Below are 26,211 nucleotides of genomic sequence, written 5' to 3' on the forward strand. Positions count from 1 at the left end.
CGTCGACCGGGCGGCGCGAACGGGCGGTAGGGAACGTAGCAACGCACCCGCCGCCGACAGACCCCGGAAGGTTACGGAGTGACAGCCGGGAGCGCGTCGGCTACGACGGCCCGTCAGGAGACGCCCCATCATCGGGATTTCATCGCCCCTCCCTAACGTGACCGCGTTCGCACGAGGACCGGACCGAAGGAAGGACGGCTCGATGGCACGGAGGCGATCAAGAGCGGGGCTGCCGGTGACGGTGGCGGCCGTGGTCGCGGTGATGAGCACGGTGGCGGCCACGGGGTCCACGGCCGCCACGGGGGGCGGGGCGGCGGGGCCGGACAGGCCGACGATCCGGTACACGGAGTACGGGATCCCGCACATCATCGCCTCGGACTGGGAGGGGCTGGGCACCGGCTACGGATACGCGGCAGCCAAGGACAACATCTGCACCCTGGCCGACACCTATCTGATGGTCAACGCCCAGCGCTCCCGGTACCTGGGACCCCAGGGCAAGGCGAGCCCCGGCCAGAACCAGAACAGCACCACCAATCTCAACAGCGACCTGTACTTCCAGCGGATCAAGGACAACCGGGTGGTGGAGCGGCTGCTCGAACAGCCCGCCCCCGACGGACCCGAACCCGAGGTGCGCGAGGCCATCCGCGGTTACGTCCAGGGCTACAACCGCTACCTGGCAGAGACGGGCGCCGGGAACCTCACCGACCCGGCCTGCCGCGGCGCGGCCTGGGTGCGGCCGATCACCGAGCTGGACGTCTACCGGCACGCGCACGCCGAGATCATCATGGGCAGCGCCGACGCGCTCCTGGACGGCCAGGTCAACGCCGCCCCGCCTGGGGCCTCGGCCGCCGCGAAGCCGAAGTCACCGCCGCCGGCTTCCTCTCCCAAGGAGACGGCGGCGAAGATCAGCGCCGCGATGGCGGTCAGCAGACAGCAGAGCATGGGAAGCAACGCCCTGGCCGTCGGCTCGCAGGGCGTGTCCGGCGGCACCAGCATGCTGCTGGCCAACCCGCACTTCCCGTGGCAGGGCAAGAATCGGATGTGGCAGAGCCACCTGACGATCCCGGGCAAGGTGAACGTCTCCGGGGCGAGCCTGCTCGGCCTCCCCGCGGTCAACATCGGGTACAACGACGACGTCGCCTGGAGCCACACCGTCGCCACGGTGGCCCCGTTCGGCCTGTTCGACGTCCAGGTCGACCCGCTGAACCCCACCATGTACCTGGTCGACGGCGCCTGGGAGCGGATGACCTCCCAGCAGGTCGCCGTCGACGTGCGGAACCCGGACGGCTCCCTCGGGAAGGTCACCAGGACGCTGTGGTCCACCCGCTACGGCCCGGTCACCACGTCGCTGCAGGGGGTGGCGCTGCCCTGGGTGGTCAGCGCGCACGCGGTGCGCGACGTGAACATGAACAACCTGCGGGCGCTGAACACCTGGTTCCGTCTCGACCAGGCCAAGGACGTCGACGACGTGGTGAACACCCTGGAGACCACCCAGGGCGTCCCCTTCTTCAACACGATCGCCTCCGACCGCAAGGGCAAGGCGCTGTACGCGGACATCCAGGCCACCGCGAACATCACCGACGCCCACGCGAACTCCTGCCTCACCATGACCGGCCAACTGCTCTTCAACCAGCCGCTGAAGCTGCCGAACGTGCCGCCCATCTCCATCTTCGACGGCAAGCGGAGCGCCTGCGACTGGCCCGACGACCCGAACGCGGTCGCACCGGGACTGCTCGACCCGCACAAGCAACCCCGCCTGATCCGGGACGACTTCGTCGGCAACGCCAACGACAGCGCCTGGCTGGCCAACCCGGAGCAGCCGCTGAGCTTCCCCCGGGTGATGGGCGACGCCGGCGCGCCCCGCTCGCTGCGCACCCAGGAGCTCATCCTGACCGCGCAGAAGCGGATCAACGGGACCGACGGACTGCCGGGCCGGGGCTTCACCCCGGACACCATGGGGAAGCTGCTGTTCGCCGACAACAGCCGGGCGGCCGACCTGGCCCTCAACGCCACCGTGGCGATGTGCCAGAGCGTCCCCTTCGGGCTGGTCCTGGTGGACGGCAACCTGGTCAACGTGAGCGAGGCCTGCCCGGTCCTGGCCGGCTGGAAGGACCACGACTACACGGCGGACAGCCGGGGCTCCCTGCTCTTCGCGAACTACTGGTACTCCCTGCTCGGCGGGCAGGGCGTCGAGAAGCTCCCGTGGCGGGTCCCCTTCGACCCCAAGGACCCGGTCCACACGCCGAACTCGCTGGACACCGGGAGTTCCGCCCTCCGGGACGCCCTGGCCCGCGCCGTGCTCGCGATGCGCACCGCGGGCATCGCCCTGAACGCGCCGCTGTCGGACGTCCAGAAGGTCACGCGGGGCGGTGAGCAGATCCCGATCCACGGAATGATCGGCGAACTCGGCGTACTGAACGTCATCAAGGCCGGCCAGGTCGACGGGAAGACGGACGTCGTCTTCGGCTCCAGCTTCATCCAGCAGGTCCGGTTCACCGCCGAGGGCCCGCCGCAGGCGCGGTCCGTCCTGGCCTACTCCCAGTCGGCCGACCCGAACTCGGCCCACTACGCCGACCAGACCAAGCTCTTCTCGGCCGGCCAGTGGGTGACCGAGCGCTTCACCGAGGACCAGATCGCGGCCTCACCGGCCCTGGTCGTCAAGGTCCTCGACTGACACCACGCCCCATAGAAGACCACGACAGAAGACCACGAGAGAGGGAGCACCATGTTCGGAGGACGCGGCGCGAAGCGCCGGCGCATGACGGTGGCCTGGCTGTTCGCCGCCCTGGCCCTGGCCACGGTCCTGCCGGCGGCCTCGGCCCAGGCCGCCGACGACACCACCCCGCCCCCGATGACGGACGGCTTCGGCCTGACGCAGGTGGGCGCGGCGGTCGGCACCGCCACCAACTTCTACCTCACCGTGACCACCGCCGAGGTCGCCGAGGAACAGCACATCAAGATCATCCTGCCGAGCGGCTACTACGACGACCCGAACCGGCGCTACCCGGTGATGTACTTCCTGCACGGCTCGCCCGACGACCCGGTGCAGCAGACCTATCCGGCGCTGAGCATGTCGGACCGGATGATCACGGTCATCCCGGACGGCGGCGCACGCGGCTGGTACACCAACTGGCTGAACCAGAAGACCAGGGCCGGCGCCCAGAACTGGGAGAACTTCCACCTCAAGCAGGTGATCCCGTTCATCGACGCGAACCTGCGGACCATCGCCACCAAGAAGGCGCGGGCCGTCTCCGGCATCTCCATGGGCGGGTTCGGAGCCCTCCACTACGCCCAGGCCCGCCCCGACCTGTTCAGCCAGACCGCGGCCCTCTCCGGCGACATCGACCTCTCGGTGCGCTCCATGGACCTGCGGCTCGCCGTCGTCGCCTCCCTGGTCGCCTACGAGCCCTCGGTGGACAGCGACGCCGCCTTCGGCTCGCCGTACCCGGTGTTCAACGCCGACTGGCGGTTCAACGAGGTCGACCCCTCCCAGCACATGGACCGGCTCAAGGCCGGCGGCGTGGGGGTCTCGATCTACGTGGGCAACGGCGGAGGCTCGCCCACCGACCTGGAGTTCTACCTGGAGGGCGCCGCCAAGCACGTCAAGAACGCCATGGACGCCCAGGGCATGTCGTACCACTTCGTGAACTACGGCGACGGTTCCGGCTGGGGCACCCAGTGCAACGGCGGCCACAACGCCGGCTGCTGGGAGGAGGACCTCAGGGACCTCATCCCCCGGCTCGAGCGGCACTTCGCCTCCTGACGCCCCGAGCCCGCCGTCGTCCCGCCCGCTGCCGCGGACTCGGGGACGACGGCGGGCCCGCGTTCCCAGGGCCTGTCCCGCTAGCCCACCGCGGGACCGGGGCCGTTCAGCCAGCCCCATTCCGACCAGCTCGCGAAGCCGGTCTGCCAGCGGTGGTAGACACCGGCGCTGCTGGTGCCGAACACCTCGATGCGCCCGTCGGCGTTGTTGCCGGTACCGATCGCGGTGCCCCCGGTGCCGAAGTTCTCCCAGGCCGAGAACGCGGCGTTCGGGCCGGTCTGCCAGGCGTGGCTCGCGGCGCTTCCGTTGATCGCGAACACCTCGACCCGGCCGTCGACCGACCGCGAGGTGACCAGCTCGGCGTCGGGAAGCCCGCCCGTGCCCGTCCATTCCGACCACGAGGTCGGACTCGTCTGCCAGCGGTGGAACACCCCGCCGGCGTTGGAGGCGAACACTTCGAGGCGCCCGTCCTGGTTGTAGCTGGCGGTGACGGCCTTCCCTCCCTCGCCGAAGTGCTCCCAGGAGGACCAGTCGCCGTTGACGGCCTTCTGGTACAGGTGGCCGAAGGTGGAGTCCGACAGCGCGAAGACCTCGAGCCGCCCGTCGGGGGCGTTCTCCATGGCGAGGCGCGCGTTCGCCGGGCCGCCGGGCGAGCCCACCCAGCCGGCCCAGCCGCCGCTCGGCGCGGTCTGCCAGCGGTGGAACACCCCACTGGAGTTCGAGGCGAACACCTCGATGCGGCCGTCCGCGTTGTTCCCGGCCGCCAGCCGGTACCCGCCGGTGCCGAAGGTCTGCCAGCCGGACCAGCCCGCGCTGGGCCCGGTCTGCCACATGTGGTCCAGCGTGCTGTCGGACAGCGCGAACAGCTCGAGACGGCCGTCCGCGTTGGACGCCACCGCGAGCTGCGCGTTGCGCGGGCCACCCGCGAACCGCCACGGCGACCAGCCGCCGTTCACCTCGTTCTGCCAGGAGTGGTAGACGCCGTCCGCCCCCGCGGCGAACGCCTCGAGACGCCCGTCGGCGGACCGCCCCGAGACCACCCGGCCGGCGGCGTAGGGGTGCTTGGGCCCCTTGCTCGTGCCGGACCACAGCGCGTTGGCGATGATCACGGCGTCGCCCGCCTCAAGACCGTACTTGTAGTTCAGGTCCTCCCTCGGCCGCTGGACCTGCCAGCACACGTCGCCGATCGCCTCGTCGTTCCACGAGCCGCCCGGGAACTGCTGCTCCATCGCGTTCAGAAAGGCGTTGGTCGCGTAGACCGGGTCGAGGCGCTGCGCCTTGCTGCCCCACCAGTCCTGCTGCTGGAACAGCCCGATGCTGGTGTAGTCGACGGCCTCGGAGTAGTTGTTGATGTTGGTCTCCACGATGATCGTGGCGATCGCTATCGCCGCGGCCCTCGGGTTGAGCCCCCGGTCCTTCACCGCCTGGGTGACCATCCGCGCGCAGGACATCTTGTAGGCCGTCAGATAGCCGGCCATCCGCGCCTGGAGCTGGGGGTTGAGCTGGTCGGCCATGATGCCGTCGGTGGCCGAGGGACCGGCCGGGTCACAGGGCTCGGTCGAGATGGCCAGGCCCTCCGGGCCGCTGAAGTACCGGGAGACGCCGTAGTGGTCGTCGCGCGGGCCCGGAGCGGGGTCGGGCCGGGCGACGGCGACCGAGGCGGTCATCCCGACGACCAGGGCCCAGAGGCAGGCCAGTAAGGCCAGTCTGGTGAACACGCGATTCCATCCCGTTCTCGCCATCGTGTGCCTTTCCTTCGTGAATTCCGGTGGACGGCGGCCGACAGTAGAAGGCGCCGATGAAATGCCGATGGAATCGGCCGGGCGCGCGTTTCATCGGGATGTCATCGGCCGCTGCCAATGTCGTGGACGCAGACCGAACACACGGGAGGATCGAGATGCGAGCGAAGAGGATCACGGCCGCGCTGGCCGGAGTTCTGCTGACGGCCGGACTTTCGGTGACCCAGGGCGCCACCGCGCAGGCGGCGGCGACGGCTCCGTGCGAGGGCACGTACACGATCGTCGTCGGCGGTACGGGAAGCTCGTGGAACAACGACGGCTTCTACGGCAACATCCAGCAGCACGTGGGATATCCGACCCAGATCCCCAACGGGGCGAGCGCCCGGGCCGGCGTCAACGAGCTGAACCGGCTGGTCCGTGACCAGCGGGCCGCGTGCCCGTGGCAGCACGTCAAGATGGGCGGGTACTCGCTGGGCGCCGCCGTCGTGCACACCTGGGTCACCGAGAACTGGCAGACGTTCGACAACGTCAACGCCATTCTCATCGCCGACCCGAAGCGCCAGGGAAATCCCGGCGCCAACGGCGGATCCGTTCCGTTCGGCGGAATCGTCGGCGCCCCGCTGGCCGGCGCCGACCGCTTCTTCGGCAATGTGCCGGTGAAGACGATCTGCCACTGGGACTACGTCTGCGACGAGTCCGCCGGAATCTGGACCTATCCCGCGAACCACGTGAACAACTACCCCAACGACTTCAACATGGACTTCCACAACGACGTCGCCAACGAGCAGTGGTACAACGGCGCCTGGTTCCCCGCCTCCTGGTGATCACGGGCGGGCGGCGCGGCCGGCCGGGGGAGTGAGCCCGAGGCCCGTCTCGTCGCCCCGCAGGATCATCTCGTGCGTCCGCCGCAGCAGCCGGCTGGGGGAGACACCCAGCTCGTCGGCGAGGCTGCGGCGGGCGCGGGCGTACACGGCCAGCGCGTCGGCCTGGCGGCCGTCGCGGTACAGCGCCCGCATCAGCATCGCGGCCAGCGGCTCGTTCAACGGGTGGGCCGCGGACAGGGCGTACAGCTCGGCGATCACCTCCGCGTCCTGCCCGAGCCGCAGCTGCCACTCCAACTTCCGCTGTACGAGGCCGATCCGGCGCTCGGTGAGCCGCAGGCGCTCCAGTTCGGCGAGCGGTCCCGGCAGACCGGCGAGCGGCTCGCCGCGGAAGAGGTCGAGCGCCTGGCCGCAGAGGCGGACGGCCTCGGCCGGGTCGCCCGCCCGGTCCGCCTTCGCCATGCCGGTGACCAGTCCCTCCATCCGCGCCACGTCCACGTCGACGGCCCCGGGGGCCAGCCGGTAACCGTGCCGGGCGTGCTCGATGACGGCGTCGGGGCCGTCCCCGACCCGCAGGGCCTTGCGCAACCGGTAGACGTACACCGGCACCACGTTCGCCGCCGGCGGCTCCGTCCCCCAGACGTCGTCGAGGAGTTCCCGCCGGCTGAGGGGCCGCCCGGCGCACAGCGCCAGCGTCGCGAGGACCGCCTGCTGGCGCGGATGTCCCAGGTTCAGGGGCCGCCCGTCGCGCCAGGCGCGCAACGGTCCGAGCAGGGAGATCCGTACCGCGGGGCCGGCCGCCCGGCCCGCGCTCCGGCGCGCCGGGCCCGTCGCCCTGGTGCGCGTGCCGCGACCGGGGACGACCAGGCCGCAGTCGAAGGCGTGCACGATGGCGGCCGCCCGGTCGCGCAGACCGAGCTTGGCGAGGATCCGCGCGAGGTGCGCCGCCACGGCGTCCTCGGGGATGGCGAGGGCCGCGGCGATCTCGTCGTCCCGCAGGCCGCAGCCGACCGCGGAGAGCACCTCCCGCTCCTGAGCCCTGAGCGTGGCGGGCGTGGCGGTGGCGGTGGGGGTGGGGCGTCGGGCTGTGGTGGTCGTCGGCATCGGTTGCTCCCCGGGCTCCGGACTGGTCGGGTCTGGCGCGCCGTCGACACGGTAGAGGGGGAGCGTCGGGCCGGACACCCGGAACGATCCGGAGTGACACGCACGACGTGCGGCGTCACTCCTCGTCGTCGCCGGAGCCGGGTTCGTAGTCGTCGAGTTCGCTCCGCAGCGACCCCGGACCGGCCGTGGGGCCCTCCCGCAGGAGGGTGAGGAAGCTGCTGAGCGGGTGGTGCCGGGGGCGGGCGTCGTAGTCGATGCCCTCGGGGTCCCGGTACTCGTCCAGCCGGGCGAAGGGCACGACGACGTACGGGCGCCAGGACCAGGGGTGACTGTCGGCGGGGTCGGGGTCCATCCGCCACCGGGTGCCACGGGTGCGGTTGTGGACCTCGCCGAGGTACCAGCAGGCGGTCTGCACCATCGGGGTGTGCTCGCGGGCGAACAGGTCGTCGACGGAGGTGAGGTGCTCGCGGACGAGGGCCTCCAGGCGGTCGAGAGAGCGCTCGCCGAAGTCCCAGCCGCCGCCGTGCCGACGGCTCCAGTCGTCGAACTGTTCCCGCCGCTCGTCCAGCCAGGCCGTCAGCCGGGGATTGTCGGCGTGCGCCCTGTCGACGCGCTCGGCGACGGCATGCTCGTCCGCCGGCTCGTCCTCGTCCTCGTACTCCCAGGTGTCATCGCTCACAGCAGCTAACCCTAGCCCCCGATGTGACCTCAAAAATCTCTGATCTGCACGGAGTTAACACATTTCCCACCGGCGAAACGACATTGCGACGGCAAAGCCACGCCCTAGGATCGGAGCGCTCGTGCGGCGCCCACATGAGCTTCGGGGGCCCTGGCGCCGCGCGGCAGGAATCGGACCCGTGGGGCTCCCGGGGGAAAGCACTGTGAAGCCAGCACGAATAGCACGCCGCTGGCGCGCGCTCAGGAACAGCCTGCTAGCGCTCGCCTGTGCCACCGCCGTCACGATGACCGGCCAGTCCGTCGCCGGCGTGGCGGAGGCCGCGCCGGCACCGCCGAAGCTGAAGCCGGGCAAGCGCTGCGACGAGATGTACGGGGTGAAGAACGTCCCCACCGGCGGTCTGCCCGTCGGGGACGCCTCGCGCGCCGTGGACCGCTGGGACACGTACGACTACACCAACCCCGGTCTGCAGTTCGACGGCCTCAATCCCACCAAGGCCGAACTCGACGCGGCGGGCACCGACTACAAGAAGTACGACCACAGCGACCCCAGGCGCATCTACGCCCGGTTCAACGCGCAGCAGCGGTGGAAGAACTTCGGCGACTACCTGACGAAGGTCTACATCCCGAACCAGGGCTACGACGCCCGGGGCAAGGCCTTCATGGGCAAGGTCGTCCGCGAGATGGGTCTCACCGGGCCGGACTGGATCTGCGAGAAGGAGTTCTACTTCGTCGACCCGGACACCGGCGAGCGCCATGTGCGCCGGCTCGACGCCTACAACAAGCGCAGCCGGGAGATCGTGGAGGTCAAGTCCAACGGCAGCCCGGACGGCCGCGAGAAGCCCGCGGACCGGGCCTGGGCCAAGAACCCGGGCTGGCGCTCCTACCGGTACACCTACGTCTTCGCCGAGAACCAGACCCGCGACGCCAAGAACTTCATGAAGGAGCTCAAGACCACCGCGGGGAAGGACACCCTCGGCAGGGACCGGGTCCGGACCTACGACTACCAGTCCCACCACAAGGGACTGCCGCCCAAGGGCACCGAGAACGGGCCCTACCGCGCGAACAGCACGACGATGTCGCCGGGCAACGGCGCCTCGACCGGCTCGCGCGGCTCCGGCAACCAGGTGATCAACCAGTCCCCGCCGAACCCGCGGACCCTCAAGGACCAGCTCGACCGGCTCGGCAAGACCGGCGAACGCGCCCTGATGAACCGCGGTCTCGGCGGCATCGACTTCACCACCCTCGACCTGCGCTACATCGGCAAGGGCAAGGGCGGCAAGGGGCTCGACTACGCCTTCTCCGCCAAGTCGGTCGAGGACGAGTACGCGGCCGGCTGGGGCGGCCAGGAGAAGGGAAACCTGATCTCCGACGCGTTCTTCACCTGGCTCGCCCTGGACCCGTCGACGTTCTGGGTGAACCTCAACCCGGACGAGCCGAACCGCATCATCGACGCGGGCTTCGGCAAGACCGACGCCGGTCGGGTGCTGCTGGAGGCGGACCTGGAGCTGAAGCACGACATCTTCAAGGCCATGGACCCGGAGACGGAGGCGGGGCGCGCCTTCATGAACGCCCTGCCCAAGCGCAACGGCTTCCCCTGCTGGGCCGGGTTCCGCTACTGGATCGAGCCGGAGACCGCGGTCGTCCGCGAGCAGGACGGCGGCATCCACATCCTCGACACCCCGCTGAAGCTCTCCACGGTGCCGCAGGAGACCACCACGCAGCCGCCCGGCGGAAAGGGCTGCGACCTCACCGAGGCGGAGACGCAGCAGTCGGACCGGGTGCTCGACCGGTACATCACCCCGCTGGTCGCCGAGAAGGTCAACAACGGTGACTACTACGCCGATCTGCGCCGCGTCTACACCGCCCGCGTCGCCGCCGAGTGGGTCCGGCAGAACGCCGCCGACATGCCCGCCGAGTACCGCAAGATCATCAACAGCAACGACGTGAAGCGCTGGCCGCTCCGCGCCCCCCACCAGGACTGGACCGGCAGGCAGGTCTGGGAGCGCTACTACAAGGCCTTCACCGAAGGCACCTTCAAGTACAAGTGGTCCAACGGCGAGGACGTCTACGTCTACACGGTGGGCGGGGTCGACTTCTCCAAGCAGCCCAAGGCCAACATGAACCCCGTGCGCTTCCGCACCGAGCAGCGCTACAAGCCGCGCACGGTCGGGTTCGCGGTCGACACCATCGCCGACGACCCGAACAAGCAGGGGTACCTGATGTTCGGCGGGAACAGCGCCGGACACTCCGAGGGCGGCACGCCCGCGCCCAGCCCGACGGACACGGCGCAGCCGACCCCGACCCCGACGGGTACGGGCAAGCCGACGCCGACCCCGTCCGAGCCGGCGCCGACGACCGGCGGGACCCCGGGGGCGACACCGCCTCCGGGACCGCAGGACCCCGGCGGCGACCTCGCCGACACCGGCAGCAGCGCGCCCGTCGGTCTGATCGCCGGGATCGCGGCCGTCGCGATCGGCGCGGGCGGCGCGCTCGTCTGGTGGCGCCGCCGCCGGGTGAACTCCGGGAGCTGAACCGGTACGGAGGACGGGCCCTTCCCCTTGCGGGAGGGGCCCGTTCGCGTCGGGCTCCAGAAAAACATGAGAGTTGTTCACTTTCCATTGACAGGGCGGACCCGGGCACCCGAAAGTGCCGTCAACACCCCGCACGCCGCCGAACGAAGCGAGCTCCGATGACAGCGCCCGTCCCCGAGTTCCCGGCCGACTTCCTCTGGGGAGTCTCCGCCTCCGCTTTCCAGATCGAAGGCTCGCTCACGGCCGACGGCCGCGGCCCCTCCTCCTGGGACGCCTTCACCGGAGAGCCCGGACGCGTCAAGGACGGCTCGCACGCCGGCGTCGCCACCGACCACTACCGGCGCTACCGCGAGGACGTTGCGCTGATGGCCGGACTGGGCGTCGGCGCCTACCGGTTCTCCGTCTCCTGGTCCCGCGTCCTGCCCGACGGACACGGCCGGGTCAACGAGAAGGGCCTCGACTTCTACGACCGGCTCGTCGACGAACTGTGCGCCTCGGGCATCGCCCCGGCACCCACCCTCTTCCACTGGGACACCCCGCTCGCCCTGGAGAAGAACGGCGGCTGGCTCGACCGCGACACCGCCGAACGGTTCGCCGCGTACGCCTCCGTGGTCGCCGAGCGGCTCGCCGACCGCGTCCCCCTGTGGATCACCATCAACGAGCCCGCCGAGGTCACCCTCCTCGGATACGGCCTCGGCGAACACGCCCCCGGCAGACGGCTGGTCTTCGACGCCCTGCCCGCGGCCCACCACCAGCTCCTTGCCCACGGCCTCGGCGTCCAGGCCCTGCGCGCCGCGGGCGCCCGCCAGATCGGCATCGCCGCCTCCCACAGCCCCATCTGGACGGCGGGCGACACCGACGAGGACCGGAGCGCCGCCGAACTGTACGACCTGCTCACGAACCGCCTCTTCGCCGACCCCGTGCTGACCGGCGCCTACCCCGACGAGGGCCTGGCCTCGCTGCTCCCCGGCCCGGTGGCGGAGGACCTCAAGACCATCTCGGCCCCCCTCGACTGGTACGGCGTCAACTACTACAACCCGATGCTCGTCGGCGCCCCCCGGCCGGCCGCCGGAGGCTCCTCCTTCGGCGGCATCGAGATACCGTCCGACCTCCCCTTCGCCGTACGGCAGATCGAGGGGCCCGAACGCACCGACTTCGGCTGGCCGGTGGTCCCCGACGGAATGCGCGAACTGCTCGCCGGCCTCCGCGAGCGGTACGGCGACCGGCTGCCGCCCCTCTACATCACGGAGAACGGCTGCTCGTACGACGACGGGCCGGACCCCGAGACCGGACGGGTCGACGACACCCGCCGGATCGCCTACCACGACGGGCACGTCCGCGCGCTGCACCGGGCGATGGCCGAGGGCGCCGACGTGCGCGGCTACTTCATCTGGTCGATCCTCGACAACTTCGAGTGGGCGGAGGGGTACCGGCAGCGGTTCGGGCTCGTCCACGTCGACTACGAGACGCTGGCGCGGACCCCCAAGGCGTCCTACGCCTGGTACCGCGACCTGATCAAGAGCGGCAGATGACCGCCGAGGGCACGGCGGCGGGGGAACCCCAGGCCGAGCCACCCGCCACGCCCGGCGCCCCGGCTCCCGGCACCCCCGCCGCGCCGGTCGGCGGTCCCGGCACCGCCCCCGACGCCCCCGCCGTGCCGGTCGGCGGTCGGTGGGTGGGGGCGCTGTCCCTCGCCAACCTCGGGGTCTGGGTCGGCTGGTTCGGCCCCCTGCAACTGCTCCTCGCCCGCCAGGCCGAGCACCTCGCCCCCGACCACAAGGCCGCCACCCTCGCCCTGGTCACGGGCGTGGGAGCGGCCGTGTCGATGGTCGCCAACCCCGTGTTCGGCGCGCTCTCCGACCGGACCACGGCCGCCGTCGGCCGGCGCGTCCCCTGGGTGGCCGGCGGCGTGGCGGGCGGGGCGGCCGGGCTGCTCGTCCTCGCCGCCGCGCGGGACGTCGCCACCGTGATCGCGGGCTGGTGCCTGGTCCAGCTCGCCCTCAACGCCGCCTTCGCCGCCCTCACCGCCGCCGTCCCCGACCAGGTCCCGGCCCGGCAGCGCGGCCTGGTCGGCGGCTGGCTCGGGGTCTCCCAGGTGGTCGGCATCCTGGTGGGCACGGCGCTCGCCACGCTCGCGGGCGGTGTCGCCGCCGGATACCTGGCCTGCGCCGTCTTCGCGGTCCTCGCGGCCGTCCCGTACGTCCTGATGCGGCGCGACACCCCGCTCGCCCGCGCCGCCCGGCCGGCCTTCCGGTGGCGGACCTTCCTCGGCGGGTTCTGGATCGACCCGCGCCGCCATCCCGACTTCGGCTGGGCCTGGCTCACCCGGTTCCTGATGAACCTGTCGTACTCGATCAGCACGATGTACCTGCTCTACTACCTGACCGACGCCGTGCGGTACGGGGGCGACGCGGACAACGGCGTCCTGATCCTCACGGCGCTCAACGCGCTCACCCTGCTCTCCACGGTGGTGATCAGCGGCATCCGGTCCGACCGCAGCGGCCGGCGGAAGTCCTACGTCATCCGGTCGGGCCTGGTGATCGCGGCCGCCACCCTCCTCCTCGCCGTCTGGCAGACGTGGACCGGCGCCGTCGTCGCCTCGCTCGTGCTGGGTCTCGGCTTCGGCGTGTACACGGCCGTGGACTTCGCCCTGCTCACGGACGTCCTGCCGACGGCCGAGGACCGGGGCAAGGACCTGGGCGTCATCAACATCGCCAACGCGCTGCCCCAGGTCCTCGCCCCGGTGATCGCGGCTCCCGTCGTCACCCACTTCGGCGGGTACACGGCCCTGTACGCCCTCGCCGGCGCCCTGGCCCTCGCGGGTTCGGTCCTGGTCCGCCGCATCCGCTCGGTCGCCTGACCCGACACCCAGGGGTGTTTCGGCAGCGCTTTCGTGGTCAGGCGGCCTTGCAGCCGTTGTCGTTCGCTCGAAGGGAATTCCCCGCCCCCGTAGCCCGGGGCCGGGGCCGCGCTTCGGTCGAGACGTCACAGGAGCTGGGGAAGGGGGCCGCGCATGGCGGCGAGCGGTGGCAGGGAGAGGGGCACGGCCGAGGGGGGTCGGGCGGCCTTCGGGCGGGACGTGGTGCTCGCCGTGGGTCTCGCGGGAGTTGTCGCCGGCGGGGCGGCCTTGTTCCTCAGAACGGTGCGGGCCGCGGGTGCCCACCCGCCCGTGATGCCGATCGTGCTGCTCCTGGTGCTCGGTGTCGTGGTGGCGATGGCCCGGTGGTGCCTCACGCCGCCGCGGCGGCCCGGGCGTCGCGGCGGGCGTCGCGGCGGCGATGCCGGGCGCCTCGGTCACCTGCGGGGCTGGGGTCGCAGGCACGCGGCGGTCGAAGGGGGCACGGGTGAGGACGTACTCGAGCCGGTCGCGGAAGGTGCACCGGGCGTGGCACCCGTCGTGGACGAGGAGGCACTGGACCACGTCGCCGCCGACCCGTACGAGTTCGAGCACACCGTGGCAGCGCTCTGCGCCCGGGACGGCTGCACATCGGTGAAGGTGGTCGGGGGCGCGGGTGATCTGGGTGCCGACGTGCTGGCGACCACGGCCGACGGCCGGCGGGTCGTGATCCAGTGCAAGCGGTACGCGCCGGATCACCGCGTCGGTTCGCCGGACCTCCAGCGCTTCGGCGGCACCTGCTGGAGCGTCCACGAGGCCGATGTGGCGGCCTTGGTGACGACCAGTTCGTTCACCGATCCCGCCCTCGACTACGCGGCCTCGTGCGGGATCCTCTGCGTCGACGGGCCCGCCCTGTCCGCGTGGACCGCGTCCGAGGCACCGGCTCCTTGGGACGCCCTCCCTCCGGAGCCGGGAGAGCCGGCGGAGGCGACGGCGGAGACTGAGGCGGAAGCCGCGGCCAGGTGACGTCGTCGGCCGACGTGGCATCGGCGGGGAGGGGCGTGTCGTCCGTCCAGGCGGTCCGTGAGGCGGACGTCGTCGGGCCCGGCCCGCCGACCGGCCCGGTCAGCCGGCGGGGCGGGAGCCGTCCGCGGCGGACGGGCCGGGCCCGAGGTCGACACGGGCCGCGACGGGGAGGTGGTCGCTCGCGGTCGCGGGCAGGGTCCACGACCCGGTGGCCCGCGCTCCCTTGAGGAGGATCTGGTCGATCCGTACGAGCGGGAAGCTGGCCGGCCAGGTGAGGCCGAAGCCCTCACCGGACGTCGACTGGGCCGAGGCCATGCCGGCGGTGAGCGGGCGCAGGCCCCGGTCGTCGGTGGAACCGTTGAAGTCGCCCATGACGAGCACGCGCGGGGAGCGCTCGGCGCGCAGGAACCCCGCCAGGAGCCCGGCGGCCTCGTCGCGGGTGCCCGAGGTGAAGCCGGTCGCTCCGACCCGGACGGACGGGAGGTGGGCGACGTACACGGCCACCGGGCCGGCGGGAGTGTCGGCCGTCGCGCGCAGGGCCCGGGTCCACGGCATGATCGGCAGGGCCCGAGCGTTCCGCAGCGGGCGCGTGCTCCACAGGCCGACCGTGCCCTCGTAGAAGTGGTGGGGGTAAGTGGCGGCCAGCGCACGTTCGTAGGCGGGCGCGGTGTCCGGGGAGAGCTCCTGGAGCGCGACGATGTCGGCCCCGGAGGCGATCAGACTCCGCACGGTGGCTTGCGGGTCCGGATTGTCCTGGTTGACGTTGTGGCTGACGACGGTGAGATCCCCGCCGGGCGCCGACTTGTCGGCGAGGGTGCCCGCGAAGACCGTCAGCCAGGCCGCCACCGGCAGGACCAGGGCCGCCGTCGCCGTCCGCGACCGGCGCAGCAGCGCGGGGGCCGCGAGCGCGGGGATCGCGAGGCCCGACCACGGCAACACGGTCTCGGCCAGGCTGCTGAGACGGCCGGGGAGGTCGGGCAGGCCCCCGTGGCCGACGAGGACGATGCCGAGGGCGAGCAGGGCGGCGGAGAGCGCGAGGCTCCTGCCCCTGCGTCCCCGGTGCCCGGCCCGTGCCGCTTCGGGGTCCCTTGGCACTTCTGTGTCCCTCGCCGCTTCCGGGTCCCTCGCCGCTTCCGGGTCCGCAGGAGCTTCCGGGGCGTCCGCCGGACGGATGGTGGGCGTCATGGTTCAGCCCTCCCGGGTCAGGCTGTCGCGGAGCCCCGCGATCAGGCGCCGACTGCTGTCGACGGCCTCCCGGAGGCCCTCGGAGGGCGTGGTGTCCGCCCGCTGGTGCATCACCGCGCCGACGAGAAGGCGGGTCGCGCCGCCCACGCGCACCTCGCAGGCCCACAGCAGGTTGCCACCCGCCGGAGTGCTGGAGCCGGTCTTGATGCCGACGACGCCCGGGGTGTCCAGGAGGGGGTTGGTGTTGGTGATCGTGCCGACGCCGGGCACGGTCACGGACCGGGTGCCCACGATCTCCCGGAACACGGCGTTCTTCATCGCCTTGCGGGCCAGGGCCAGCTGGTCCGCCGCGGTGCTCGTGGTGGTGACCTCGATGCCGCTCGCCCCGGTGTACGTCGAGTCCTTCATGCCCAGACCGCCGGCGGTGCGCTGCATCTTCTCCGCGAACGCTTCCTGGGTCCCGGAGTCCCACCGGGCCAGCAGCCGCGCGACGTTGTTCCCCGACGGGATCAACAGCATCTCCAGCAGCTGGCGTTGGGAGTACCGCCGGCCGGCCTGGAGCGGCACCGTGGACTCGCCGCCGACGCCCACCTCGTACGCGGCCTGCCGGTCCACCTCGATCATCGGCCCCGACTCGCCCGGCTTCAGCGGGTGCTCCTCAAGGATGACGTGGGCGGTCATCACCTTCGTCAGGCTCGCGATGGGAACGGGCCGCCCGTCGCCCCGTGTGCCGACCGGACCGGACCCTTCGAGGGCGACCGCGCTCTGCCCGCCCTTCGGCCACGGGAGCGCCCCGTCGTCGACGACGACCCGGCCCCGCCCCCCGTCCGGGTACGGCACCGTGGCCGAACCGTCCACCGTCCCGGCCACGGCGACGCCCAGGCCGGTCAGAAGGAGCAGGGCCAGTGCGCCGCCCGCGACGCGGTTGCGGTGCGAGGGAGAAAGGGACATCGGGCCACCTCCGGGGCTGCCGTACGGAATCGGTACGGCAGCCAGGCTGCGGGCCCGGTGTGTCAGGACGGCGAAGGCGAGCGCTTCAGGGGAGCTCGGGAACGCGTCGGCTGTGTATCGGGCGTGTATCGGCGGGGGTGGACCGGTGGGGGTGTGGGGGTGTGGGGGTGTGTCGGTGGGCGGGGCTGTGGGGTCGGACCCTCGACCGGTGCTTCGGTGGCGAGCTCCCCGCGTGACGCCTACGTGCCGGACGTGCCGGACACACCGGACGCGCCGCGGCATTCCGCCGGCAGGCGAAGCGTCGCCACCGCTCCTCCGTCCTCGGGATGGTTCGCGAAGGACAGCGCCGCGCCGATCACGGCCGCCTGGCCGCTCGCGATCGTCAGGCCCAGGCCGTGCCCGCGGCCCCGTTCGGCGCTGCCCGTCCGGAACCGCTGGGGACCGTCGGCCAGGAGGTCCGCCGGGAAGCCCGGGCCGTGGTCCCGGACCGTGATCGTCCGGCCGGAGACGGTGATCTCCACGGGGCCCGCGCCGTGGCGGTGGGCGTTGACGGCGAGGTTGGCGACGATCCGGTCCAGCCGCCGCGGATCCGTGTCGGCCACCGCCGGCTCGTCGGCGGTCACCCGGGCCGTCGTCCCGGTCCGCGCCACCGACTCCCGGACGAGCTCGGCGAGGACCACCGGCCGGAACTGGGCTTCCTCGGCCCCGGCGTCGAGCCGGGAGATCTCCAGCAGGTCCTCGATCAGGTCCCGCAGCACCCCGATCCGGTCCCTGACCATGTCGGTGACCTCGCCCTCGGGCAACAGCCCGGCCGAGGTGACCAGGCCCATCAGCGGGGTGCGCAGTTCGTGGGCGACGTCGGCGGTGAAACGCTGCTCGGTCGCGATGCGCTGCTGCAGGCTGTCGGCCATGGAGTCGACGACGGCCCCGATCTCCCCGATCTCGTCGACGCCGCCACGGCTCGTCTCGGTACGGGCGTCCAGGTCGCCCGCGGTGATGCGGCGTGCCGTGCGGGCCACCCGGCGCAGCCGTCGTGCCGGCAGTTCGGTCGCGAGGACCGCGACCGGGACGACGATGCCGAGGGTGAGCAGCGAGTACTTCCACATGTGCCGGTCCAGGGCCTGGCGGGTGAGGAGGTCGGCGGTCATGTCGACCCTGGTCGCGTAGAGCTGCCCGTCCTGCGTCCGCGCGGCCCAGAAGACGGGGGCCGGGGGCCGGTTGTCGTACAGGGTGGCGGTGCCGTCGCGTCGGACCTGCCGCAGCAGGACGTCGGGGAGCGCGGTGGGCTGGGTCGTGGTGCCCTCCCGTACGACGGGATCGAGGGCGGCCAGTGCCTTGCCCGCGCCCTCGTGCATCGACCGCCGCAGGGTCGACTCGTGGACGAGCACGCCCACCGTGAGGGCCATGGCGGTGCACGCGAGGCCGACGAGGAGAACGATCTTCCAGCGCAGCGACCGGAGGTTGAGCAGCGCGCGTACGGGGGTCATCCGGAGCTCTCCTTCAGCGCCGCAGCTTGTAGCCGAAGCCCCGGACCGTCTCGATGCGGTCGGCTCCGATCTTCCTGCGCAGCCGCTGGACGCAGAGGTCGACGACCCGGGTGTCGCCGTCCCAGCCGTAGTCCCAGACGTTGCGCAGCAGGGTCTGGCGGTCGAGCACGATCCCCGGGTGGGCGGAGAACTCCAGGAGCAGCCGCAGTTCGGACGGGGCCAGGGCGATCTCCTGCCCGTCCCGTCGTACTTCGAGGGCGGCGGGGTCGATGGTCAGGTCGCCGAAGACGAGCAGACCGGCCGGGCCGGGGGCGCCGGGGCCGGCGGGCGGCGGGGCGGCGGCGGAGGCCCGGCGGAGCAGGGAGCGGATGCGGGCGACCAGGACGGCGGTGTCGACCGGCTTGACCACGTAGTCGTCGGCCCCCGCCTCCAGCCCGGAGACCACGTCGAGGGCGTCGCCGCGTGCGGACATCATGAGGATCGGCGCGGTGCTGGTCTCCCTGATGCGGCGGCAGAGCCCGATGCCGTCCAGGGCCGGCAGCATGACGTCGAGCAGCAGCAGGTCGTGCTGTCCCGCACGGAAGAGTTCGAGTCCGGTCAGTCCGTCGCCGGCGACGGACACGTGGTAGCCGTAACGTTCCAGCGCCATCGCGACGGACTTGCGGATCACCTCGTCGTCCTCGACGAGCAGGATCGTCACGGGTGTGGGCTCGGACTCAGACGGGGGCATGCGTCGCTTCCATCGGGGGTGATCGGCGGGACTCCCATCATGCCGCACCTCCATCTCCACGCTGGTGCACCCCACCGGCTCCCCCCGGGGGCCACCCCCACCGCACTCCGGCCCGCTGTCCGGATGGTCCGGTGGATCTTGGAACGAGGAGGGTGGACGAGCACTCCCGTTCCACGAAAGAAGGCCCCTCTGTGTTCAGCCTGAAGTCCGTCGGGCGCCGCGCGGCGCGTACCGCCGTCGTCGGCGCCCTCGCCGCCGCGACCTGCGCCACCCTGCTCGCCGGCGGCGCCGGGGCGATCGTCAACGGCACTGATTCCACTGAGCGTTACCCGTTCATGGCGACCATCCCCGAGTCGGCGCCCAAGTACGGGGTGTACGACGGCAACTGCGGCGCGACGCTGATCGACCCCCGCTGGGTGCTGACCGCCGCCCACTGCGTGACCGGCGACGGCCTGGTCCTCGACGGCACCGTCCGGATCGGCAGCGAGGCGCGGAAGTCCGGGGGCACCGTCCGGGCCATCGAACGGACGGTCGTCCATCCCGGCTTCGTGAGCGGTGCCGGGCAGGGCCCCAACAAGAACGACATCGCCCTGGTCCGCCTCGACCGCCCGGTCACCGAGAAGCCGATCCGCATCGCGGAGCGCGCCGGCCGGCCCGGCACCCCGACCCGCGTCCTGGGCTTCGGCACCACCGTCGACGGCGAACTGAAGTTCGCGGAGCGGCTGCAGGAGCTCGAGACCCGCAGGGGCGCCGCCGGCGAATGCGCCCCCGGCTACGCCGCCCGGACCCGGCTCTGCACGATCAGCCGGGTGCCCGGGGCCATGGCCTGCCGCGGCGACTCCGGCGGGCCGCAGCTCCAGAAGGGCCGGAACGGGAGGTGGGAGCTGATCGGCGCCACGTCCGGTCCCGGCGCCCCGGGAGTCGCCTGCTCGGCCGGGCCCGGCCTCTACACCGACGTGCTCGCCTACGCGGACTGGATCCGCAAGACCCTCGGGCACCACCGCTGACCCCGGTCACGGCATCCGTGAAACACGCGGAACAGGACGCAACCCCGGGCCTCCCCGGACGTCTGTCGGAATGAAGCCACCGCACGGCGCCGGGAACCACTCCCGGCGCCGCACGCGCGGAACGCGGGGAAATCCTCCCGGCGCCCCCGCGCACGGCACACCGTTCACCGCCCCTGGAGACCGTCCCTTGCATCACGACGCCACACCCACGGCCGCTCGCCGCCCCCTGATCCGCGCCCGCACGCTCGCCGTGTCCACGGCCGCCCTCCTCGTGCCGCAGGCCCTGGCGGGAAGCGCCGCGGCCGCCGAGACCCCCGACGCCCCGACCCGGCGCGCCGAGGGCGTCGCCGCCGTCACCTACGACCTGGGCGACCAGGCCTACCGACTCCCCGGCACCGGCGAGCCGGTCGAGATCGCCGGGACCGTGCACTACCCGAAGGACCTCGGCAGCACCCCGCGCCCCCTCGTCGTCCAGCTGCACGGCCTCCACGAGACCTGCGCGGACCGGGACGCGGAGGCCGCCCGCGACGCCGCCGTACGCGCCGGGGACTGGGCAGCGGCGGACGCCGCCGACCGGAAGCTGTACAGCTGGCCCTGCGCCCCCGGCATCCGCCCCCTCGCCAACGACCGCGGCTACGACTACCTCGGCGAGGAACTCGCCCGCCGCGGCTTCGTCGTGGTGTCCGTCCGCGCCAACGGCATCAACGCCGCGTCGCTGTGGGGCGACGACAACGCCTCCGCACGGGCCGACCTGATCAACAAGCACCTCGCCCTGTGGCAGCGGCTCAGCGCCTCCGGCCGGGGCGGTCTCGCCGGCGCGTTCCGCGACGCGGCCACGGGCAAGCCGCGCGCCGTCGACTTCCGGCACCGCGTCGACCTGAACAGGGTCGGCACCATGGGCCACTCCCGCGGCGGCGCCGGGGTGACCTGGCAGGCGGCCGACCGCCACGAGGCCCAGTGGCCCGCCGGGGTCAAGGTCAGGGCCGTGCTCGCGCTGGCCCCCGCGTACAACGTCATGACCGAGGACATGACCGCGTACGAGATCACCGGCACCCCGATGTCCGTGATCCGCGGGAGCTGCGACGGCCAGGTCGGCCCCGACGCCCTGTCCTTCGCCGCCGACGCGACCGCGCGGAGCACCGCCGGGTTCCACTCGGCGGAGATCCCCGGCGCCAACCACCACTACTTCAACACCCGGTGGTCGCCGGAGAGCGGCGAGGTCGCCGCCCGCGACGACGCCTCCCACGACGACGCCCACCCGGGACGGTGCACCGACCCCGGGGGCTCCACGTTCCACCCCCAGCTCACCGAGGCCGCCCAGCGCGGGATCGGCGTGGCCCACGCCGTGGCGTTCTTCCGCCGGTACCTCGACCGGCCGTAGCCGCCCGGCCCGTTCCCGCCCGCGGTATAGGCTCGCCGGAGGATGGATCGGACACGACAGGGGGGTCGCGTGGGACCGTCTGGCCGGAACGGACCTGAGACGGCCCCGTACCGCGGGCCCGTGGCGCCGGGGGAGCGGGTGACCGGCCGGCCCGCTCGCCCGGCACTGCCCCCGCGGCTGCGCGGACCGCTCGGCCTCGTGTCGGTCCTCGCCGCGCTCGCGGTCCTCGCCCTCGGCGTCCTGTACGCCGACGCGGGCCGCCCCGGCACGGTGGACGCGCGGCTCGTGGCGGCGCTGGACGGGGCTCCACCGGGCCGGCAGGTCGCCGTCGCCACGGACTTCCTCGGCGAGCCCGTCGGGGCCGCGCTGCTCGTCGCGGCCCTGGTGACGGGCTGTCTGCTCCTGCGACGGCCCCGTGCGGCGGTGCTCGTCGTCGTCGGCCCCGGCCTCGCCGTGGCGGCGACGAAGGTGCTCAAACACCTGGTGGGACGCACCATCCACGGCGACGGGAACCTGTCCTACCCGAGCGGGCACACCGCCTTCCTCACCGCCGTGGCCCTCGCCGTCGCCCTGCTGGTGGCCGGCCGGCCCGCCCTCGGCAGGACGGCCGGCACGGCCATCGTCCTCGCCGCGGCCCTGGCCGCCGGCGCCGCCATGGGCTGGGCGCAGGTCGTCCTGAGCGCGCACTATCCGACCGACACCCTGGGCGGCCTGTGCACCGCCCTCGCGGTGGTCCCGGCGGCCGCCCGGCTGCTCGACCGGGCGGCCGACGCGGCCGGGCGGGCCCGCGGCTGACGCCGGGTCACACCGACCGGCGGAACACGGGTTTCACCGGCCGGCCGCCCAGCCAGGGCGTGGGGTCACCGGCGTCCAGCGCCTTCCGGTACACCGCGCACGCCTGCGCCACCACGTCGACGGTGTGGTCGATGTCGGCGTCGTCGAGCGCGCTGCTCACCACGAACGACGGGGCGAGCACCCCGCCCGCGAGGAGCCGCCGCAGGAACAGGGTGCGGTACGCCTGCGACGGCAGCCCGCGCTCGTCGAGCGTGGCGAACACCAGATTGCTGGCCCGGCCCCGTACGACGACGTGGTCACCGACCCCCATGCCGGCCGCGGCCTCCCGGACCCCGGCGGCCAGCCGCTCGCCGAGGGCGTGCAGCCGCGCGGTGACGCCCTCCTCGGCGTAGGTGGTCTGCACGGCCATCGCGGCGGCCAGCGCGTGCGTCTCCGCACCGTGCGTGGTGGACAGCAGGAACACCCGGTCGCCCGCGTGCCGCAGCCCGCCCCACTCCATCAGCTCGCGGCGCCCGGCGAGCGCGGAGACGGCGAACCCGTTGCCCAGCGCCTTGCCGAAGGTGGACAGGTCGGGGACGACGCCGTACAGGCCCTGGGCGCCCGCCTCCGACCAGCGCAGACCGGTGATCATCTCGTCGAAGACGAGGACGCAGCCGTGCCGGTCGGCCAGTTCGCGCAGTCCGGCGAGGTAGCCCGGCGGGGGTTCGGTGTGACCGGCGGGTTCCAGGATCAGACAGGCGACCTCTCCCCGGTACCGGTCGAGCAGCTCCTCCGTGGCGGCCAGGTCCCCGTACGGGAACGCCACCGTGAGCTCGGTGGTCGCCGCCGGGATGCCGGCGGACATCGGCGTGGTGCCGATGAACCAGTCGTCGACGGAGAAGAACGGGTGGTCGCCGCAGACGGCCACCCGGGGACGCCCGGTGACGGCGCGGGCGAGCCGCACGGCGGCGGTGGTGACGTCCGAGCCGTTCTTCGCGAACTTGACCATGTCGGCGGTCGGGACCGTGGCCAGGAAGCGTTCCGCGGCCTCGATCTCCACGACGGACGGCCGGACGAAGTTGCCGCCCCGGTCGATCTCCCGCCGCACCGCCTCAAGGACGCGCGGATGGGCGTGTCCGAGGCTGACCGACCGCAGGCCGGAGCCGTACTCGACGTACCGGTTGCCGTCGACGTCCCACACATGGGCGCCGAGGCCGTGACTGATCACCGGCGCCAGGTCCTCGGGGTACTGGTCGTCCCCCTTGGCGTACGTGTGCGCGCCCCCGGGGATCAGCTCGTGCAGCCGCGCGTTCGCCGCGCGCGACCGGGGCAGGAGGAAGTCTTCGGTGTCCACGCCGCCCTCACTTCTCCGCTTGCTTCAGGGCCTCGGCGAGGCGCGGCGCCTCCCGGTCCCGTGGGGACATCGAGGTCGCCGGCAGCGGCCACGGAATGGCGAGCTCCGGGTCGTCGAAGGCGATCGTCACGTCCTCGGCGGGATCGTGCGGGCGGTCGATCCGGTACGAGGTGTCGGCGGTGTCGGTCAGCGCCTGGAAGCCGTGCGCGCACCCCGCCGGGACGTACAGGGTCCGCTGCGTCTCGCCGGACAGCTCGAAGGTGGCCACGTTGCGGTAGGTCGGCGAGTCCGCCCGCAGGTCGACGACCACGTCGAAGATCCTCCCGTACGAGCAGCGGACGAGCTTGGCCTCGCCGGCGCCCGAGCGCAGATGGAGGCCGCGCAGCACACCGCGGACCGAGCGGGACACGCTGTCCTGGACGAAGGCGCCCGGGTCGAGGCCCACCGAGCGGACCACGTCGGCGTCGAAGGTGCGGCAGAAGAAGCCGCGTTCGTCGGCGTACGGCGTCGGTTCGAACAGGAAGGCCCCGGAGATCTCCGGGACTTCGGTCGCTTTCATGGAGTCTCCCGTGGGGCGTGGGTGGGGACGGGGTGGGTCTTCGGGACGGCCTTGGGGAACAGGGCCGCCGTGAGGGCGGTGAACTGCTGCTCCACTCGACGGGCGGCGGCCAGGTTCCGCTCGGCGAGGGTCCGCCGCAGCTCCGGCGCGTTCTTCTCCAGGTCCCGGAACTGTTCGAGGAGCCGTTCGGCGTCGACCTCGCGGGCCGGGTGGCGGTACGCGGCGAGGCCGAACTCGGCCATGAGCGTGTCGCTCTTCGCCGCATAGCTGAGCGCGAGCGTCGGCACGCCGACCTTCAGCGCGCAGACCAGGTTGTGGTACCGGGTCGCGACCACGCTGTCGGCGGCCGCCATCTCCTTCATCAGGTCGGCGAGCGAGGCCGGCTCGGCTGCGGTGACCAGCGGGGAGTCCACCGCGTCCAGGATCGCGGCGACCACCGTCCGGTCGACCTCGTCGCCGGTGAGCAGCCGGACCGGCCTGCCGTCCTCGACGAGCGCGCGGACGAAGCGGATCGTCCCTTCGAGGTAGCGCCGGTGGATCCCCTCCGCCCGGGCGCGGTCGTCGTCGCCGCCGTGGAAGTCCATGACGCCGACGCAGACCGTCCCGGGCGTCCCCGAGGGCGCGCTCGCCGCCGGCGTGGGCAGCGCGAACGCGAGGTCCGGACAGACCTCGTCCCCCGTGGTGTCGACGCCCATCGCCCGCAGGGCGTCGCGGGACTGCGCGTCCCGGTACGACCGGTACGCGGCGAGCCGCGCCGACCAGCGCACCAGGGCCCGGGTCGACGGGTTGCCGATCGGGGCGGCGCCGACCCCGGCAAGCGCGACCCGGGTGCCGAACAGCCGGCCGGACGCGCAGAGCAGGAACAGCGCGTACGGGAAGCCCCACGGCCGCAGCGGCAGGGTGGCCTCGAGCACGCCCATGCCCGGCACGATCACCACCTCGTGCCGGCGCACCCAGGCGGCGGTGCGGACGGCGTCGACGAGTTTGCCGAAGCCCTTCCCCGCGACCGCGCCCGCCCGCGACGCCGTCCGGTACTCGCCGCGGTACCAGTGGAGCCGGGTCGCGGGGAGCCGGTGCCGCAGCGCGACGACCTCCGGGCCGCCGCACATCGCGTCCACGACGGCCTCCGGGTGCGCGGAGCGGAGGTACCCGAGCACGGCCTCCATCGACCCGTCGTTGCCGAGGTTGCCGGAACCGAGCAGCCCGAACAGCCCGACGCGCGGCGGGCCCCCGTTCCGGGACCTCACGCCCGCCTGCCTTCCCGGCCGGCGACGATCGCGTCCAGGGAGACGGCGTACCGGGCCGGGTCGACCGGGGCACGGTCCTCGACCCGCTCGCCGGCGCCCGGCCTGGCCCGGCTGGTCGCCCACGCGGCCAGGTGGCGGTAGCACGCCCGCCGGTCCGCCGGCGACAGCGGCGCCCGCCGGATCGCCGCGACGAAGCCCCAGACGTACTCGGCGAGCAGCCGGGGCGTCGGGTGCAGCGGGCCGGCCCGGCGCGGGTCGAGGTTGACGCAGCGGGACCGCTTGGACGGGTTGGCCCGCTCGGCGCGGGTGGGGTGGTCGCGCCGGAAGTACAGCAGCTCGGGCACCTGGTGGAAGGGACCGTGCAGACCGATCTCGGAGACGAACGTGCGGTCCGCGTGGTGGTAGCTGTCGTGCGGCTTCACCCGGCGCAGCACGTCGGCCCGCATCACCCCGTAGAAGTCGTCGCCGCCGGGCTCGAAGAGCATGCTGCGGAAGCGCTCGGGCGCGCTCGGCGAGTCGGTGGCGAGCGTGTACTCGTACGGGACCTTCACCCGGCCGTCGCCGTCGATGACCGCCTGGTCGGCGTGGGCGAGGATGACGTCGGGCCGCTCGTCCAGCGCGTCCACGCAGCGCCGCAGCAGGTCCCTGGCGTACAGGTCGTCGTGCGAGGCCCACTTGAACAGCTCGCCGCGGCACTGGGTGAACACGTAGTTGTGGTTGGGCGCGGCGCCGATGTTCCGGGAGAGCCGGATGTACCGGATGCGCGAGTCCTTCGCGGCGTACCGGCGGCAGATGTCCCGGGTCCCGTCGGTCGAGGCGTTGTCGGAGATGACCAGCTCGAAGTCCTCGTAGGTCTGGCCGAGCAGGGCGTCGAGCGCCTCGGCGAGGTACTCCTCGCCGTTGTAGACGGGCAGGCCGATACCGAGCCGGGGAGGGGCGGTCATGATGTCCTCACTTCGGGGATGGAGCGGTGAAGCTCAGGTCGGGAACGAACCGGTGGTGCTCGCGTCGGGCGGGCGTCGGTGCTGCTCGGCTCGG

General features: G+C 72.8%; 21 protein-coding genes. 10 read left to right on the top strand and 11 right to left on the bottom strand.

The window, feature by feature from the left end:
* The first annotated feature begins 202 nt into the window (after window positions 1-202).
* Together DEJ43_RS35815 and DEJ43_RS35820 are read left to right on the top strand one after the other, a co-directional pair.
* On the top strand, window positions 203-2,674 hold the full coding sequence (locus DEJ43_RS35815; protein WP_015038344.1) for a penicillin acylase family protein: 2,472 nt from the start codon (window positions 203-205) through the stop codon (window positions 2,672-2,674).
* Between the two features lie 51 nt (window positions 2,675-2,725).
* On the top strand, window positions 2,726-3,763 hold the full coding sequence (locus DEJ43_RS35820; RefSeq protein WP_015038345.1) for an alpha/beta hydrolase: 1,038 nt from the start codon (window positions 2,726-2,728) through the stop codon (window positions 3,761-3,763).
* 80 nt (window positions 3,764-3,843) lie between these two features.
* On the opposite strand, the gene DEJ43_RS35825 is transcribed toward DEJ43_RS35820, so the two are convergent.
* On the bottom strand, window positions 3,844-5,505 hold the full coding sequence (locus tag DEJ43_RS35825) for a PLL family lectin (protein WP_015038346.1): 1,662 nt from the start codon (window positions 5,503-5,505) through the stop codon (window positions 3,844-3,846).
* Between the two features lie 155 nt (window positions 5,506-5,660).
* Between DEJ43_RS35825 and DEJ43_RS35830 the strand changes: the two genes are divergently transcribed.
* On the top strand, window positions 5,661-6,326 hold the full coding sequence (locus tag DEJ43_RS35830) for a cutinase family protein (protein ID WP_015038347.1): 666 nt from the start codon (window positions 5,661-5,663) through the stop codon (window positions 6,324-6,326).
* Here the strand turns inward: DEJ43_RS35830 and DEJ43_RS35835 are convergent, their stop codons facing one another.
* Together DEJ43_RS35835 and DEJ43_RS35840 are read right to left on the bottom strand one after the other, a co-directional pair.
* A complete protein-coding gene (locus DEJ43_RS35835) occupies window positions 6,327-7,427 on the bottom strand; it encodes an AfsR/SARP family transcriptional regulator (RefSeq protein ID WP_015038348.1) in 1,101 nt (366 codons plus the stop codon).
* A 115-nt stretch (window positions 7,428-7,542) separates the two neighbouring features.
* Window positions 7,543-8,106, bottom strand: coding sequence for a hypothetical protein (locus DEJ43_RS35840; RefSeq protein WP_106433787.1), 564 nt, complete (start codon window positions 8,104-8,106; stop codon window positions 7,543-7,545).
* A gap of 202 nt (window positions 8,107-8,308) precedes the next feature.
* Here DEJ43_RS35840 and DEJ43_RS35845 point away from each other — a divergent pair, with 202 nt between their 5' ends.
* The 4 genes from DEJ43_RS35845 (at window position 8,309) to DEJ43_RS38835 (ending at window position 14,498) form a co-directional block, all read left to right on the top strand.
* On the top strand, window positions 8,309-10,636 hold the full coding sequence (locus tag DEJ43_RS35845) for an LPXTG cell wall anchor domain-containing protein (RefSeq protein ID WP_015038350.1): 2,328 nt from the start codon (window positions 8,309-8,311) through the stop codon (window positions 10,634-10,636).
* A 158-nt stretch (window positions 10,637-10,794) separates the two neighbouring features.
* Window positions 10,795-12,168, top strand: coding sequence for a GH1 family beta-glucosidase (locus DEJ43_RS35850; RefSeq protein ID WP_015038351.1), 1,374 nt, complete (start codon window positions 10,795-10,797; stop codon window positions 12,166-12,168).
* Window positions 12,165-13,496: an MFS transporter gene (locus tag DEJ43_RS35855; RefSeq protein ID WP_015038352.1), complete on the top strand. Its 1,332-nt coding sequence runs from the start codon at window positions 12,165-12,167 to the stop codon at window positions 13,494-13,496. Before DEJ43_RS35850 ends, DEJ43_RS35855 begins: the two co-directional genes overlap by 4 nt.
* A 525-nt stretch (window positions 13,497-14,021) precedes the next feature.
* Window positions 14,022-14,498, top strand: a complete 477-nt coding sequence (locus DEJ43_RS38835; RefSeq protein WP_234104587.1) for a restriction endonuclease — start codon at window positions 14,022-14,024, stop codon at window positions 14,496-14,498.
* Between the two features lie 99 nt (window positions 14,499-14,597).
* On the opposite strand, the gene DEJ43_RS35865 is transcribed toward DEJ43_RS38835, so the two are convergent.
* From DEJ43_RS35865 to cseB, 4 genes are all read right to left on the bottom strand, one after another.
* Window positions 14,598-15,683 (bottom strand): endonuclease/exonuclease/phosphatase family protein, encoded by a 1,086-nt coding sequence (locus tag DEJ43_RS35865; RefSeq protein WP_015038354.1) that lies wholly within the window; start codon window positions 15,681-15,683, stop codon window positions 14,598-14,600.
* A gap of 3 nt (window positions 15,684-15,686) precedes the next feature.
* Window positions 15,687-16,634, bottom strand: coding sequence for a D-alanyl-D-alanine carboxypeptidase family protein (locus tag DEJ43_RS35870; protein ID WP_015038355.1), 948 nt, complete (start codon window positions 16,632-16,634; stop codon window positions 15,687-15,689).
* 239 nt (window positions 16,635-16,873) lie between these two features.
* Window positions 16,874-18,121, bottom strand: coding sequence for a sensor histidine kinase (locus tag DEJ43_RS35875; RefSeq protein ID WP_015038356.1), 1,248 nt, complete (start codon window positions 18,119-18,121; stop codon window positions 16,874-16,876).
* 13 nt (window positions 18,122-18,134) lie between these two features.
* A complete protein-coding gene (cseB, locus tag DEJ43_RS35880) occupies window positions 18,135-18,851 on the bottom strand; it encodes a two-component system response regulator CseB (protein ID WP_041663269.1) in 717 nt (238 codons plus the stop codon).
* A 191-nt stretch (window positions 18,852-19,042) separates the two neighbouring features.
* On the opposite strand from cseB, the gene DEJ43_RS35885 reads away from it, so the two are divergent.
* From DEJ43_RS35885 to DEJ43_RS35895, 3 genes are all read left to right on the top strand, one after another.
* Window positions 19,043-19,858, top strand: coding sequence for a S1 family peptidase (locus DEJ43_RS35885; protein WP_015038358.1), 816 nt, complete (start codon window positions 19,043-19,045; stop codon window positions 19,856-19,858).
* Window positions 19,859-20,045: 187 nt separating this feature from the next.
* Window positions 20,046-21,239, top strand: coding sequence for an alpha/beta hydrolase (locus tag DEJ43_RS35890; protein ID WP_233448030.1), 1,194 nt, complete (start codon window positions 20,046-20,048; stop codon window positions 21,237-21,239).
* 138 nt (window positions 21,240-21,377) lie between these two features.
* Window positions 21,378-22,034 carry a phosphatase PAP2 family protein gene (locus tag DEJ43_RS35895; RefSeq protein WP_041664565.1) on the top strand — a complete coding sequence of 219 codons (657 nt, stop codon included), beginning with the start codon at window positions 21,378-21,380 and terminating at the stop codon, window positions 22,032-22,034.
* Between the two features lie 7 nt (window positions 22,035-22,041).
* Here DEJ43_RS35895 and DEJ43_RS35900 read toward each other — a convergent pair whose 3' ends face one another.
* Genes DEJ43_RS35900 through DEJ43_RS35915 form a run of 4 tightly spaced genes read right to left on the bottom strand, consistent with a single transcriptional unit; the run spans window position 22,042 to window position 26,117 of the window.
* On the bottom strand, window positions 22,042-23,367 hold the full coding sequence (locus tag DEJ43_RS35900) for a glutamate-1-semialdehyde 2,1-aminomutase (RefSeq protein ID WP_015038361.1): 1,326 nt from the start codon (window positions 23,365-23,367) through the stop codon (window positions 22,042-22,044).
* Window positions 23,368-23,374: 7 nt separating this feature from the next.
* On the bottom strand, window positions 23,375-23,926 hold the full coding sequence (gene rfbC, locus DEJ43_RS35905) for a dTDP-4-dehydrorhamnose 3,5-epimerase (RefSeq protein ID WP_015038362.1): 552 nt from the start codon (window positions 23,924-23,926) through the stop codon (window positions 23,375-23,377).
* Window positions 23,923-25,173, bottom strand: a complete 1,251-nt coding sequence (locus DEJ43_RS35910) for a polysaccharide pyruvyl transferase family protein (RefSeq protein ID WP_015038363.1) — start codon at window positions 25,171-25,173, stop codon at window positions 23,923-23,925. The genes rfbC and DEJ43_RS35910 overlap by 4 nt, the downstream gene beginning before the upstream one ends.
* Complete coding sequence (locus DEJ43_RS35915; protein WP_015038364.1) at window positions 25,170-26,117, bottom strand: glycosyltransferase family 2 protein; 948 nt, start codon at window positions 26,115-26,117, stop codon at window positions 25,170-25,172. Before DEJ43_RS35915 ends, DEJ43_RS35910 begins: the two co-directional genes overlap by 4 nt.
* Window positions 26,118-26,211: the final 94 nt, after the last annotated feature.

Origin of the sequence: Streptomyces venezuelae ATCC 10712, assembly GCF_008639165.1 — a bacterium.
Classification (GTDB): domain Bacteria; phylum Actinomycetota; class Actinomycetes; order Streptomycetales; family Streptomycetaceae; genus Streptomyces; species Streptomyces venezuelae.